The 13,154-nt window shown below is 52.8% G+C and carries 15 protein-coding genes; 8 read left to right on the forward strand and 7 right to left on the reverse strand.

Annotated features, from left to right (window positions below):
- Positions 1–113: 113 nt before the first annotated feature.
- Entirely contained in the window at positions 114–674 is a 561-nt protein-coding gene (gene gmhB, locus PSSD_RS14115; RefSeq protein ID WP_058972663.1) for a D-glycero-beta-D-manno-heptose 1,7-bisphosphate 7-phosphatase, read from the reverse strand.
- 188 nt (positions 675–862) lie between these two features.
- Here gmhB and metN point away from each other — a divergent pair, with 188 nt between their 5' ends.
- The 6 genes from metN to proS all read left to right on the forward strand — a co-directional run bounded on the left by metN (position 863) and on the right by proS (position 6,420).
- Entirely contained in the window at positions 863–1,894 is a 1,032-nt protein-coding gene (metN, locus tag PSSD_RS14120) for a methionine ABC transporter ATP-binding protein MetN (protein ID WP_058972664.1), read from the forward strand.
- On the forward strand, positions 1,887–2,540 hold the full coding sequence (locus PSSD_RS14125; RefSeq protein WP_058972665.1) for a methionine ABC transporter permease MetI: 654 nt from the start codon (positions 1,887–1,889) through the stop codon (positions 2,538–2,540). Before metN ends, PSSD_RS14125 begins: the two co-directional genes overlap by 8 nt.
- A gap of 37 nt (positions 2,541–2,577) precedes the next feature.
- Complete coding sequence (locus tag PSSD_RS14130) at positions 2,578–3,393, forward strand: MetQ/NlpA family lipoprotein (RefSeq protein ID WP_039331173.1); 816 nt, start codon at positions 2,578–2,580, stop codon at positions 3,391–3,393.
- Positions 3,394–3,508: 115 nt separating this feature from the next.
- Positions 3,509–3,910, forward strand: coding sequence for an envelope stress sensor lipoprotein RcsF (rcsF, locus tag PSSD_RS14135; RefSeq protein ID WP_039331175.1), 402 nt, complete (start codon positions 3,509–3,511; stop codon positions 3,908–3,910).
- The gene (gene tsaA, locus PSSD_RS14140) at positions 3,907–4,611 is read left to right on the forward strand and encodes a tRNA (N6-threonylcarbamoyladenosine(37)-N6)-methyltransferase TrmO (protein WP_058972666.1); all 705 of its coding nucleotides are present in this window, start codon (positions 3,907–3,909) and stop codon (positions 4,609–4,611) included. The genes rcsF and tsaA overlap by 4 nt, the downstream gene beginning before the upstream one ends.
- 90 nt (positions 4,612–4,701) lie before the next feature.
- On the forward strand, positions 4,702–6,420 hold the full coding sequence (gene proS / locus PSSD_RS14145) for a proline--tRNA ligase (protein WP_058972667.1): 1,719 nt from the start codon (positions 4,702–4,704) through the stop codon (positions 6,418–6,420).
- A 28-nt stretch (positions 6,421–6,448) separates the two neighbouring features.
- Here the strand turns inward: proS and arfB are convergent, their stop codons facing one another.
- On the reverse strand, positions 6,449–6,859 hold the full coding sequence (arfB, locus tag PSSD_RS14150) for an alternative ribosome rescue aminoacyl-tRNA hydrolase ArfB (RefSeq protein ID WP_058972668.1): 411 nt from the start codon (positions 6,857–6,859) through the stop codon (positions 6,449–6,451).
- 216 nt (positions 6,860–7,075) lie between these two features.
- Here arfB and PSSD_RS14155 point away from each other — a divergent pair, with 216 nt between their 5' ends.
- Positions 7,076–7,276: a YaeP family protein gene (locus tag PSSD_RS14155; protein WP_013507964.1), complete on the forward strand. Its 201-nt coding sequence runs from the start codon at positions 7,076–7,078 to the stop codon at positions 7,274–7,276.
- Positions 7,263–7,526 carry a Rho-binding antiterminator gene (gene rof / locus PSSD_RS14160; RefSeq protein ID WP_039331186.1) on the forward strand — a complete coding sequence of 88 codons (264 nt, stop codon included), beginning with the start codon at positions 7,263–7,265 and terminating at the stop codon, positions 7,524–7,526. Before PSSD_RS14155 ends, rof begins: the two co-directional genes overlap by 14 nt.
- Positions 7,527–7,566: 40 nt before the next feature.
- Here rof and PSSD_RS14165 read toward each other — a convergent pair whose 3' ends face one another.
- The 5 genes from PSSD_RS14165 to accA form a co-directional block, all read right to left on the reverse strand.
- Entirely contained in the window at positions 7,567–7,875 is a 309-nt protein-coding gene (locus PSSD_RS14165) for a c-type cytochrome (protein WP_039331188.1), read from the reverse strand.
- A gap of 14 nt (positions 7,876–7,889) precedes the next feature.
- Positions 7,890–9,191, reverse strand: a complete 1,302-nt coding sequence (gene tilS, locus PSSD_RS14170; protein ID WP_058972669.1) for a tRNA lysidine(34) synthetase TilS — start codon at positions 9,189–9,191, stop codon at positions 7,890–7,892.
- A 53-nt stretch (positions 9,192–9,244) separates the two neighbouring features.
- The gene (locus PSSD_RS14175; protein ID WP_058972670.1) at positions 9,245–9,634 is read right to left on the reverse strand and encodes a VOC family protein; all 390 of its coding nucleotides are present in this window, start codon (positions 9,632–9,634) and stop codon (positions 9,245–9,247) included.
- A 75-nt stretch (positions 9,635–9,709) separates the two neighbouring features.
- The gene (locus PSSD_RS14180; RefSeq protein ID WP_058972671.1) at positions 9,710–11,860 is read right to left on the reverse strand and encodes a lysine decarboxylase LdcC; all 2,151 of its coding nucleotides are present in this window, start codon (positions 11,858–11,860) and stop codon (positions 9,710–9,712) included.
- A 329-nt stretch (positions 11,861–12,189) separates the two neighbouring features.
- Positions 12,190–13,149, reverse strand: a complete 960-nt coding sequence (gene accA, locus PSSD_RS14185) for an acetyl-CoA carboxylase carboxyl transferase subunit alpha (protein ID WP_039331196.1) — start codon at positions 13,147–13,149, stop codon at positions 12,190–12,192.
- Positions 13,150–13,154: the final 5 nt, after the last annotated feature.

Here is a 13,154-nt window from a genome sequence, read left to right on the forward strand (position 1 = left end):
ATTGCCGCTTTGCCGTCTCAGTGGTGGCGCATTATAGGCAGACTCTGAGGAAGCGCAAGCGTAAATTTCAACTTTTTTACTGTTCGATTAAGTTTTGTGCAAAAGGCCCATTTTTAGGCCTTTTTAAGCCGTCCAGGCAACTCTGCCAGGCTATTAAGCACCCAATCAGCCGCTGCTTCACCTTCTGCAGTTACTGGTTTTCCGCTGCGCACCAGCACTTTTGTGCCGACACCCGCCGCCTGCGCAGCCTGCATATCTTCAATTTTGTCGCCTACCATATAAGAAGCAGCCATATCGATGTTCAGATGCTTCTGTGCAGACAGCAGCATGCCGGGTTGCGGCTTACGGCAATCGCACGCCTGGCGATACTCTTCTACTGTTGCATCGGGTAGATGCGGACAGAAATAGATACCGTCGAGATCGACATCGCGATCCGCCAGCGACCAATCCATCCATTCGGTGAGCTGCATAAACTGGTCTTCAGTAAACATGCCGCGCGCAATACCCGACTGGTTGGTGACCAGCACCAATGCGTAACCCATCTTTTTAAGCGCCTGTAACGCTTCAATGGTGCCATCAATAAATTCAAAATTATCGATTTCATGGACATAGCCGTGATCGACATTCAGGGTGCCATCACGATCAAGGAAAATAGCCGGGACTTTGTTCGTCACGTAGAAACTCCTGCTGCAAATAGTGCCGCTCAGTATCGCATGATTGCGTATAGCGAGAGAATGGCAGATTGAATGACTTCGATTGATTTAGCCGTCTGGATGCCTTAACATCCATCCAAATTTCACGCTGCGCAACGGCATGAAACCCGATACACCACGGACAACGCAACACGATAACTATTAAACTAATGATTAAACTCGAAAATATTACCAAAGTGTTCCAGCAAGGTTCACGCACTATTCAGGCGCTGTCAAACGTCAGCCTGCATGTGCCTGCTGGGCAGATTTATGGCGTCATCGGTTCTTCCGGTGCCGGTAAAAGCACGCTCATTCGCTGCGTTAACTTATTAGAACGTCCAACATCTGGCCGCGTATTGGTTGATGGCCAAGAGTTAACCGCCCTCTCCTCCGGGCAACTCACGCTGGCTCGCCGCCAAATTGGCATGATCTTCCAGCATTTTAATCTCATGAACTCACGTACTGTATCTGGCAACGTCGCACTGCCGCTTGAGTTGGGCAATCTGTCACGTGACCAGATTAAAAAACGCGTAGCTGAGCTGTTAGAGTTAGTTGGACTGGCGGATAAACACGACAGCTGGCCAGCCAATCTCTCTGGTGGTCAAAAGCAGCGTGTCGCGATTGCGCGTGCGCTGGCAAGTAACCCAAAAGTTCTGCTGTGTGACGAAGCCACCAGTGCACTGGACCCGGCCACCACGCGTTCAATCCTCGAACTGCTGAAAGACATCAACCGCCGTCTGGGTATTACCATTCTGTTGATCACGCATGAAATGGATGTGGTAAAACGCATCTGCGATCAAGTTGCGGTGATCAGTAATGGTGAGTTGATTGAGAAAGACAGCGTCAGCGAAGTGTTCTCGCACCCTAAAACCCCGCTGGCTCAGCAATTCATTCAGTCCACGCTCCATCTGGATATCCCGGACGATTATCAGCAGCGTATGACACCACAAGCCACCGCCGAAAGTGTGCCTCTGCTGCGTCTGGAATTCACCGGCAAATCGGTGGATGCGCCACTTCTTTCAGAAGCCGCTCGCCGTTTCAATGTGAATAACAACATTATCAGTGCCCAGATGGATTACGCCGGTGGCGTGAAGTTCGGCATCATGCTGGCCGAAATGGATGGTAGTGAAACAGATACACAGGCAGCGATCGCCTGGCTGCAAGAAAATCATGTGAAAGTAGAGGTACTGGGTTATGTCTGAAGCGATGATGTGGTTACTGACGCGTGGCGTCTGGGAAACGCTGATGATGACCTTTGTCTCCGGCTTCTTTGGTTTTGTCCTTGGCCTGCCAGTAGGCGTGTTGCTGTACGTCACACGTCCAGGGCAGATTCTGGCGAATGGCGTGCTTTATCGCGTGTTGTCTGCGCTGGTGAATATCTTCCGCTCAATTCCCTTCATTATTCTGCTGGTATGGATGATTCCGTTCACGCGCGCCATTGTGGGCACCTCGATTGGTCTACAGGCCGCCATTGTGCCACTGACGGTCGGCGCGGCTCCCTTTATTGCACGTATGGTTGAGAACGCCTTGCTGGAGCTGCCGACGGGTTTGATCGAAGCCTCACGTGCCATGGGTGCCACCCCGCTGCAAATCGTGCGTAAGGTGTTGCTGCCGGAAGCCCTGCCGGGTCTGGTGAATGCCGCTACAATTACCCTGATTACGCTGGTCGGCTATTCCGCCATGGGCGGTGCCGTGGGTGCTGGCGGTCTGGGTCAGATTGGTTATCAGTACGGTTACATTGGCTATAACGCCACCGTGATGAATACCGTACTGATTTTACTGGTTGTTCTGGTGTACTTAATTCAATTCTGTGGCGACCGCATTGTACGTGCTGTGTCCCATAAATAAGCAAACAACATCAATAGTCCTCTATTAAGGAAAGGATATGTCTTTCACATTTAAAAAGATTGCCGCTGTGGGTGCTCTGATTGGCGCAATTGCGCTGGCAGGATGCGATCAGAAAGCTAAAGATCCAAACCACATCAAAGTGGGTGTGATTGTCGGTGCTGAGCAACAGGTTGCAGAAACCGCTGTTAAAGTTGCCAAAGAGAAATATGGCCTGGATGTCGAACTGGTGACGTTCAACGACTATGTGCTGCCAAACGAAGCACTGAGCAAAGGCGATATTGATGTTAATGCCTTCCAGCACAAACCGTACCTGGACCAGCAGATCAAAGATCGTGGTTATAAGCTGGTTCCAGTCGGCAACACCTTTGTTTACCCGATTGCTGGCTACTCGAAAAAAATCAAATCTCTGGATGAACTGCAAAACGGTGCGCAGATTGCTATCCCTAACGATCCAACCAACCTTGGTCGTTCTCTGCTGCTGCTGCAGAAAGTGGGCCTGATCAAACTGAAGGATGGCGTTGGCCTGCTGCCAACCTCACTGGATATCGTTGAGAACCCGAAAAACCTGAAGATTGTTGAGCTGGAAGCGCCGCAGCTGCCACGTTCACTGGACGACCAACAAATCGCCCTGGCCGTGATCAATACCACCTACGCTAGCCAGATTGGCCTGACGCCAGCGAAAGATGGCATCTTTGTGGAAGATAAAGATTCTCCATACGTCAACCTGATCGTCAGCCGTGAAGATAATAAAGATGCGGAGAACGTGAAGAAATTTGTTCAGGCTTATCAGTCTGATGAAGTTTCAGAAGCCGCGAATAAAATCTTCAACGGCGGTGCAGTGAAAGGCTGGTAATTTTCGCCTTTCATGCCATGCAGGGCGGCTTCGGCCGCCCTTTCTTTTTGCTGACTTGTTATTTAATCCGGTCCTTGATTCAATAACGCCACTTTTTATTTATGAGGATGTTGATATGCGTTTTTTACCGCTCTGCTTGTTGGCATTAATGCTAACGGGGTGTGTACGTGAATATCACCCGATAAGCAGCGCCCCAGTTCGTCCACAGGCGTCATCCAGCGAACCTGAACGCAAACCCACTCCACGCCCTGCGCCGGTGAAAATTTATACCGACGCTACCGATCTGGTCAGCAACCCGTTCCGCGATCTGGGTGAAGTTTCCGCTGATGATTGCCAGAGCAGCAGCCAGGATTCTCCACCCAACATCAACACCGCGCGCAAGCGTCTGCAGATCAAAGCGGCGAACATGAAAGCCAATGCGGTATTGCTGCACAAGTGCGAAATCGTCACCAGCACGCCGGGCTGCTATCGCCAGGCGATTTGCCAAGGCTCTGCACTGAAAGTTTCCAATCAATGAGTGATTTTGCCTTTGCGCAAATCGGCGTTATTCGTTCGCCGTGGAAAGAGAAATTTGCCGTGCCACGCCAGCCCGGCTTAGTGCAGGATGGTAGCGGCGAATTGCACTTGCTGCCGCCCTATAATCAGCCGGAGGCGGTGCGCGGGCTTGAAGACTTTAGTCACCTCTGGGTGCTGTTTGTCTTCCACCAAACCATGGAAGGTGGCTGGCGTCCAACCGTGCGACCTCCTCGCTTAGGCGGCAACGCGCGCATGGGGGTATTTGCCACGCGCTCAACGTTTCGCCCCAATCCCATTGGCATGTCGCTGGTCGAGTTAAAAGGCATCCGGTGTGAAAAGCAGCAGGTGATTTTACAGCTTGGCAGCCTGGACTTAGTCGATGGCACGCCCGTAGTGGATATCAAACCCTACTTGCCATTTGCTGAAGCCCTTCCCGATGCACGCGCAGGATTTGCCCAAAGCGCCCCGGATGCGAGCATGCCGGTGCGCTTCTCCGCGTTAGCGCAAAGCCAAATCCAACAGCAGAAAAAGCACCCACAGCTGGCGCGATTTATTGCTGAAGTATTGGCGCAAGATCCCCGCCCTGCCTATCGAAAAGGTGAAGCGGAAGATCGTGAGTATGCTGCCTGGCTACTCGACTTTAATGTGCGTTGGCGTATTGATGAGGCCGGCACCGAAGTGATCGCCCTCGATCCGCGCTAAAACAAGCTTTTGAGTGATTGGTCTCGCTGGTACACTAGCCGCCAGAAAAATTTTTGTCAGTGTCCTTCCGTACAACTGGAATCGTAATCAATGCGTACTACTCAATATCTGCTCTCTACTCAGAAAGAGACGCCTTCCGATGCGGAAGTGATCAGCCACCAGCTGATGCTGCGCGCCGGGATGATCCGTAAACTGGCTTCTGGCCTTTACACCTGGTTGCCGACCGGTGTCCGCGTCCTGCGAAAAGTTGAAAACATCGTACGCGAAGAGATGAACAACGCGGGCGCGATTGAGATCTCCATGCCGGTGGTTCAGCCTGCCGATTTGTGGGAAGAGAGCGGTCGTTGGGAGCAGTACGGCCCGGAACTGCTGCGCATTAAAGATCGCCACGACCGTCCATTCGTATTGGGTCCAACCCATGAAGAAGTGGTGACCGATCTGATCCGCAACGAGCTGAGCTCCTACAAACAGCTGCCGCTGAACCTGTATCAGATCCAGACCAAATTCCGTGATGAAGTTCGCCCGCGCTTTGGTGTGATGCGTTCACGCGAGTTCATCATGAAAGATGCGTATTCGTTCCATACCTCGCAGGAATCGCTGCAGGAAACCTATGATGCGATGTACCGCGCATACAGCCAGAGCTTCAGCCGTATGGGTCTGGATTTCCGTGCGGTTCAGGCTGACACCGGCTCCATTGGCGGTAGCGGCTCTCACGAGTTTCAGGTTCTGGCACAGAGCGGTGAAGATGATGTGATCTTCTCGAGCGAGTCCGATTATGCTGCCAACATTGAAAAAGCAGAAGCGGTTGCGCCAGCAGGCGATCGTCCAGCTGCTACGCAGGAACTGACGCAGTTCGCAACGCCAAATGCCAAGACCATTGCAGAGTTGGTCGAGCAGCATCAGATCCCGGTTGAAAAAACCGTGAAGACGCTGATTGTCAAAGCGACCGAAGAGAGTGGCCATTCGCTGGTTGCGCTGTTGGTGCGCGGCGATCATGAACTTAATGAGATCAAAGCCGAACATCTGGATATCGTTGCCTCTCCACTTGAAATGGGCAGCGAAGAAGCCATTCGTGCCGCAATCGGTGCTGGTTTCGGTTCTCTCGGCCCTGTCGGCCTGAACATGCCAGTGATTGCTGACCGCACCGTGGCCAAAATGAGCGACTTCTCAGCGGGCGCTAACATTGATGGTCAGCACTTTGCCGGCATCAACTGGGTACGTGATTTACCAGAAGCACGCGTGGAAGATATTCGTAACGTGGTGGAAGGCGATCCAAGCCCAGATGGTAAAGGCACGCTACAGATCAAGCGTGGTATCGAAGTCGGTCACATCTTCCAGTTGGGTACCAAGTACTCAGATGCGATGAAAGCGGCGGTACAAGGTGAAGATGGCCGTAATCAAATTATGACCATGGGTTGCTATGGTATCGGCATCACCCGCGTCGTCGCGGCAGCCATTGAGCAGAACCATGACGAGCGCGGTATCATCTGGCCAGCGGCACTGGCACCGTTCGAAGTCGCGATTCTGCCAATGAACATGCACAAATCTTTCCGCGTGAAAGAGCTGGCGGAAGAGCTGTACAACGAACTGCGTGCTAAAGGCATCGATGTGATTCTGGACGATCGCAAAGAGCGCCCTGGCGTGATGTTCGCTGATATGGAACTGATTGGCGTGCCGCACACTATCGTGATTGGCGATCGTAACCTTGATAATCAAGAGATCGAGTACAAATCGCGTTCAGCCAGCGAGAAACAGATGATCAAGCAACACGACATCGTCAACTTCCTGGCTGCAGCCCTGAATAAGTAACACTGAACGCCTCCTTCGGGAGGCGTTTTTATTGCACCTTCCCACGCATCGCCTTCACGTTACTGCGTCGTGTTTTACTCTCCAACCTGCGCTCTTTTGATGCGCGTGTCGGACGCGTTGCCCGCCGAGCCTTTTCAACCGTAGTAAGTTCACGAATCAGATTGATTAACCGCTGCAGGGCCGCCTCGCGGTTCATTTCCTGGCTGCGATATTCCTGAGCTTTGATAATCACCACGCCCTCTGCGGTAATCAAATGGTGGCTTGCCGCAAGGAGCCGCTCCTTGTAAAACGGCGGCAACGACGATGCGTGAATGTCGAAACGTAGATGAATGGCGGTGGATGTTTTATTCACATGCTGGCCGCCCGCGCCCTGTGCGCGGATGGCACTGAGCTCGACTTCATTATCCGCAAGTGAAACCGTTCGAGACAGCACGATCATCTGTCACCTGCGTTTAAGTACGACGTTGTGCCGTGTAATAACCTGTTCATCAACTTAACCTTTTGTGCGCCGTCTAAATGCTTAAGACCAGCGCTATCTGTCACTTTTACACTTTTCTTTGCAAACATCCCGCGCCTCCCAGGCTGATTTCCATGAAAATCCTGTGATATAGTCGCGTATCAACCAGAGTATTTAAGCTCTGCTGAGGAGGTGTATGTGCAAAAGTATTGTGAGTTAGTTCGCCAGAAGTATGCCGAAATTGGTAGTGGCGACCTGGGGTATGTGCCAGACGCGATAGGTTGCGCGCTAAACGCACTCAACGATATTGCCGCTAATTCTGCGCTAAACTCTTCTGTCAGGGAACAAGCAGCTTACGCTGCTGCAAACTTATTGGTGAGCGACTATGTTGACGAATGAAGCCTACAAACCCATCAACTGCGATGACTACGATAGCCTCGAACTCGCCTGCACCAAACACTGGACGCTGTCTTTGGAGTTAAAAAGCGGCGATCAGCTCAAAGCGAAAGCCGTGGACATGGTCTCACGTAAAAACGTGGAGTACCTGACAGTCGACCTTTCCGGTGAAATCCGCGAACTTCGGCTGGATCACATCGCCAGCTTTAGCCATCCCGAACTGGGCACCGTCATCGTCAGCGAAGACGAGTAATCCCCTGTATCTGGGCGGGAGCACCTCCCGCCCTCCTCATTTAAGGCTTTAACGACCCATAGTAAGCCGCCAAATCTTCCATATCCTGATCGCTCAGTCCCGCAACAAAAGCTTTCATCACTTCGGCCTGTCCGCCACTGCGCTCGCCCTTTTTATAGGCTTGCAACGAATGCAGTAGATAGGGCGCATGTTGTCCCGCGAGATTAGGATACAGTGGCACCGCACTTTTCCCTTCCGCGCCATGGCACGCCAGACAAGTGGCCGCTTTCTGCGCCCCCGCATTCACATCGCCGTCGGCAAAAACCGGCAACGCAGCAGCCAGCAACGCGGTTGCCATCCAGTATTTCATCATTGCTCTCCATCTTATTGTTGTTTTGTCCAGATCGCTTGCCAGCCTTGCTCATTGCTGGCAGCACCTTCACGGGTAACAAAGATTCCCGGTGCGCAAATCAGCGTCTGGTTGTAATAAATCAAGGGGATACGTTCACGCTGCCACGGCGGCACACCTAATTCCTGCCACAGTTTTTTCATGTCGCGGCCACCTGCACGCCCTTGCAGATGATAATAGCCGCGCGCCTGAAAACGAATGTTGATCGATTCGTCTGCGGAAGGTTGTCGTAAAAGGGCCATTGCCGTATCGGCCTGCAATTCTCCTATACCACCGGGTAATGGCAGCGAGTAGCTGCGGTCATGCCAGGTTAGCGAGTGCTGACTTAGCGATGGCTGTGAAGTGAGCCAATAGAGTCGTTCACGATAACGATGAAGTTCAAACAGGCCAAAACGCAGGCAAGGATTTGCATCTTCACGGCTGAGCATCGCTTCGTCGGTAATACGTTTTAACGCTGAACGTGAAGGCATTGTGCCGCCCTGCGATGCAATCCAACGCCGCAGCAGCACATGCCGTCGCGCTTCGCTCATTGTTAGCAGCGGAGGAAAATGCAGTGCGCCTTGGGCGTCAGTAAGATGCGTTACCTGCTCCGCCAGCAATTCATCCAGCAACTGCTCTTGCTCGCCACAAAGGGCAGCACTGCGCGCGCTGGCGGCACTGAAATGCGGCCAACGAGCATGTAACAACGGCAGAATCTGTTGACGCAAAAAGTTGCGGTCATAACGGCTGTCTGCGTTACTTTCGTCTTCAATCCAGTGTAACTGGTGTTCTGCCGCATAGGTTTCGAGCTGCTGGCGGCTTACATCCAGTAGCGGGCGCAGATGGAGATGCCCATCGATTTCGCGCTGCACCGGCATCGCGGCTAATCCAGCCGGACCACTGCCACGTTTGAGTGCCAGCAGCAGCGTTTCGCATTGATCGTCGAGGTGCTGAGCAGTCAGTAAGTACTCACCGGGTTGCAGCTGTTGAAACAGGATTTGATAGCGCGCCTTACGCGCTGCAGCCTCGATACCCTTAGCGGAACCGTCAACCTGTACATGCAGCACTTCGCAGGGAATGCGCCACTGCTGGCAGATCTGCAGGCAGTGCGCGGCCCAACTATCGGCATTCGGGCTTAATCCGTGGTGAACATGTAACGCACGCACGTAAAGCTGCGGCAGCTGGCGTTGCCAACTGACCAACTGATGCAGCAAGACCGTGGAGTCCAGTCCGCCACTGAACGCCAGCACACAGCGGGCGTCGGGTGTCAGCAACGAAGCAAGATGGGAAAAAGACATAGCGCGTTCCATCAAAGCGGGCCGCCTGATTGCGACCCACAGCGGACGCTAGTTTACGCCTGATACAGCTCCAGCGGCAAACCGTCTGGATCGGGGAAGAACGTGCAGGCTTTACCGGTTAAGGCATCAATACGGATCGGTTCGCACACCACGCCTTTCTCCGCGAGGGCAGCAATCGACTGCCCCACGTCCTCAACACAAAAAGCCAGATGGCGCAGGCCACAGGCTTCCGGGCCACTGACACGCGCGGGAGGAGTGGGGAACGAGAACAGTTCAATGGTGTATACGCCATTCAGCCCCAGGTCCCCTTTCCACGAGTCGCGCTCGGCTCGGTAGTATTCGCCCAACAATTCAAAGCCTAACACGTCACAGTAAAACGCCTTACTGCGCTGATAATCGGTGGCAATAATGGCAATGTGGTGGATCTGTTTTATCTGCAGCATAGCGGCTCCGGTTTTCACGTTAGCCGCATACCCTACGTGCTCTGCGCGGCGCTGAAAAGAGGCAATTATCCGAACTTAGTCAAGGTTCTCCTCCCGTAGCACGCGAACCAGGTAACGGCCATCTTCGGTAAGCGTTGCCCCATGAATATCGGTTTCAAATCCAGGATAGTGCCGCCCGATAGTGCAGAGCATCAACAGGAAATCGAGCACGGCCCGGCTCTCCTCGGTGACCATTTCCCCTGGCATCACCAGCGGCACACCCGGAGGATAAGGCAGAATCATATTGGCGGAAATACGTCCCACCAGCTCGCGGATATCCACCGTTTCAACTAATCCTTGCACCTGACGCTGAAACGCCTGGTGAGGTGTCATCTTCGATTCTGGCAACACATCGAACGCTTTGAGCATCAGGCGCGGCAGATCGTGTTGCAGGATCAGTTGGTGAATGCCCTGCGCCAGGGTCTGAATACGCATGTTACGGTAGAAGTCGGGATCTTCCGCATACAGATCCGGCAACATGTTTTTCACCCGCAGGTTGAGATCGTAGGCGCGCTTAAACTCTGTCAAACCGCGCAACACGCTCATGGCCTTGGTTTTATCGATGCCAATACTGAACAGGAACAATAAATTGTATGGTCCCGTTTTCTCTACCACCACCCCACGTTGATCGAGGAATTTCGCCACCAGCGAGGCCGGGATGCCCTCTTCCGCCATGTGGCCCAGTTCACTCATGCCCGGAGTCAGAATGGTGACTTTAATCGGATCGAGATACATATGATCGCGATCGGCATGCGTAAAGCCGTGCCAGTCCTCTTCGCCCGGCTGGATCGGCCAACACTCGGCTTCATCAATCTGTTCCGGTTGCCAGATATCAAAGAACCAGCCGTCACACTCTTCACGTAGACGCTGTATTTCACGCCGGAAATGCAGTGCTCGCTCTACCGAGCGATTAATCAGTCGTTTGCCCGGATTGCCACGCAGCATCGCCGCTGCGGTTTCGATGGATGAGACTATCGCGTAACTCGGCGATGTCGTGGTGTGCATCATGTAGGCTTCGTTAAAGGTGTCGTGATCGTAATCGCCTTTGATGTGAATCAGCGAAGCCTGTGAAAAGGCGGCCAGCAATTTGTGTGTTGATTGGGTCTCATAAATCACCTTACCGGGAATGCGATCCCCGCTCATGCCACTTTTACCGGCGTAAATCGGATGGAAATTGGTATAGGGCACCCACGCAGAGTCGAAGTGGATCGATGGGACATCCAGCGTTTTTTTGATGTACTGCGTGTTGTACAGCAGCCCATCATAAGTAGAGTTGGTAATCACCGCATGCACCGGCCAGCTGGCGCGTGGCGTGTTGTTTACCTTTTGCTGAATGCTGTCACGGGTGAACTCATGCTGTGGAATGCCGCCGAGAATACCGAGCGCATTGCGGGTCGGTTTGAGCCAAATCGGAATGATGTCGCTCATCATCAGCAAATGCGTGAGTGATTTATGGCAGTTGCGGTCAATGAGTACTGTGCTACCCGCTGGCGCGGCATACATCCCCACAATTTTGTTCGACGTCGATGTACCGTTGGTCACCATGTAGCTTTGTTCTGCGCCGAAAGTTCGCGCCACATACTCTTCAGCCTCAAGATGCGGACCGGTGTGGTCGAGCAGCGAACCGAGTTCCGTTACTGAGATCGACACATCCGCCTTGAGCGTATTGGCACCAAAGAAATCATAAAACAGACTGCCCACCGGGCTTTTCTGGAACGCGGTACCGCCCATGTGGCCAGGTGTGCAGAAGGTGTATTTGCCTTCTTTCACATAGGTGAACAGCGCCTTGGTCAGCGGCGGCATGATTTTGTCGATGTATTCATCGGTGTATTGGCGGATATGCAAGGCGATATCGTCAGCCGCATTGAGCGCGTACTCGAAGAACTGCAACGCCATGCGCATTTCATTGATGCTGACATCCATTTGCGAATGGGTGTTGATAAAGGCGTAGAGCGGCAAATATTCATTGAGCTGATTGATGTCGCTACACAGCGCCAGACTGTAATCGTCCCAGTCAAAAATCACGCCACAGATGCGCGGGTTGTGTTCAATCAGCTTTAGCAGGTCGCTGGCATTGTTGGGATAAACGGTCTGGAAGCCTTGTAATTTGAGCGCTGCGTCCAGTTCGCGAATCGGTTCATCTTTGTAGAACGCGCCGTGCGGTCCCATGATCGCAATAATATTCAATGCTCACCTCCTGTGGTGTTATGGCACTGAATAAGGATAGCGAAAACTGGCGGGTGAATGTTCTGGAAAGGTGTGCTGTTAATGAGAGGTTTCGCTGTAAGTCGAGTGCAAGGTCCAGATAAGGCCGGTTAGATTGTTATTGCTGACCAATCCACAGTCGTCTGTTTGAGCTCCTCATTATTGAGGACAGTTCAAGGAGTAAATGGACGCCTTGCACTTCGGACTGGCCTTTACTGGACCACGCAATGGGCCCACAGCAAAGCCCTTCCTACTTAAAGACATAAAAAAAGCGGACCAAAGTCCGCTTCTCTTCACTCTTCACAGCTTGCTTATGCGTAGCCGTAGCTCATCAGACGCTGATAACGACGGTTAAGCAACTCTTCAGTGCTCAGCACGTCGAGATCGGCCAGATCGGCCAACAGTTGTTTCTTCAACGCACCAGCCATGTCGACTGGATGACGATGCGCGCCGCCCAGTGGCTCTGGAATGATTGAGTCAATCAGCTTCAACTCTTTCAGACGATCGGCAGTGATGCCCATCGCTTCCGCAGCCAGTGGCGCTTTATCGGCACTTTTCCACAGAATCGACGCACAACCTTCCGGTGAGATCACCGAGTAGGTGCTGTACTGCAGCATGTTCACTTTATCGCCCACGCCAATCGCCAGCGCACCACCGGAACCGCCTTCACCAATCACGGTACAGATGACCGGGATTTTCAGTCCAGACATCTCACGCAGATTACGCGCGATAGCTTCGGACTGACCGCGCTCTTCTGCGCCCACGCCCGGATATGCACCTGGCGTGTCGATGAAGGTAATCAGTGGCATCTTGAAGCGTTCAGCCATCTCCATCAGTCGCAACGCTTTACGATAGCCTTCTGGAGCGGGCATACCAAAGTTACGACGGATCTTCTCTTTGGTTTCACGACCTTTCTGATGGCCAATCACCATCACTGGACGACCATCAAGACGGGCAATACCGCCGACAATCGCTTTGTCATCGGCATAGGCGCGGTCGCCTGCCAACTCATCGAAATCATCAAACGCGTTGCGGACATAGTCCAGCGTGTAAGGGCGCAGCGGGTGACGCGCGAGCTGCGCAACCTGCCAGGCACCTAAATCGGAGAAGATTTTACGGGTCAGCTCAACGCTTTTTTCACGCAGACGCTGCACTTCTTCATCCAGATTAATATCGTGTTTCTCATCTGAACGGCCAATTGACTTCAGCGAGTCGATTTTCGCTTCCAGTTCTGCGATTGGCTGTTCAAAATCCAGGTAATTAAGACTCATAATGT

The sequence above is a fragment of the Type-D symbiont of Plautia stali genome (assembly GCF_001485335.1).
Lineage (GTDB): Bacteria > Pseudomonadota > Gammaproteobacteria > Enterobacterales > Enterobacteriaceae > Pantoea > Pantoea vagans_C.

Excerpts from the sequence above, each read along its gene's own strand:
- metN (WP_058972664.1), top strand. The coding sequence starts at position 863 with ATGATTAAACTCGAAAATATTACCAAAGTGTTCCAGCAAGGTTCACGC.
- arfB (WP_058972668.1), bottom strand. The coding sequence starts at position 6,859 with ATGATCGTGCTGTCTCGAACGGTTTCACTTGCGGATAATGAAGTCGAG.
- proS (WP_058972667.1), top strand. The coding sequence starts at position 4,702 with ATGCGTACTACTCAATATCTGCTCTCTACTCAGAAAGAGACGCCTTCC.
- PSSD_RS14175 (WP_058972670.1), bottom strand. The coding sequence starts at position 9,634 with ATGCTGCAGATAAAACAGATCCACCACATTGCCATTATTGCCACCGAT.
- tilS (WP_058972669.1), bottom strand. The coding sequence starts at position 9,191 with ATGTCTTTTTCCCATCTTGCTTCGTTGCTGACACCCGACGCCCGCTGT.
- PSSD_RS14125 (WP_058972665.1), top strand. The coding sequence starts at position 1,887 with ATGTCTGAAGCGATGATGTGGTTACTGACGCGTGGCGTCTGGGAAACG.
- PSSD_RS14130 (WP_039331173.1), top strand. The coding sequence starts at position 2,578 with ATGTCTTTCACATTTAAAAAGATTGCCGCTGTGGGTGCTCTGATTGGC.
- tsaA (WP_058972666.1), top strand. The coding sequence starts at position 3,907 with ATGAGTGATTTTGCCTTTGCGCAAATCGGCGTTATTCGTTCGCCGTGG.
- accA (WP_039331196.1), bottom strand. The coding sequence starts at position 13,149 with ATGAGTCTTAATTACCTGGATTTTGAACAGCCAATCGCAGAACTGGAA.
- PSSD_RS14165 (WP_039331188.1), bottom strand. The coding sequence starts at position 7,875 with ATGAAATACTGGATGGCAACCGCGTTGCTGGCTGCTGCGTTGCCGGTT.
- rcsF (WP_039331175.1), top strand. The coding sequence starts at position 3,509 with ATGCGTTTTTTACCGCTCTGCTTGTTGGCATTAATGCTAACGGGGTGT.
- rof (WP_039331186.1), top strand. The coding sequence starts at position 7,263 with ATGTTGACGAATGAAGCCTACAAACCCATCAACTGCGATGACTACGAT.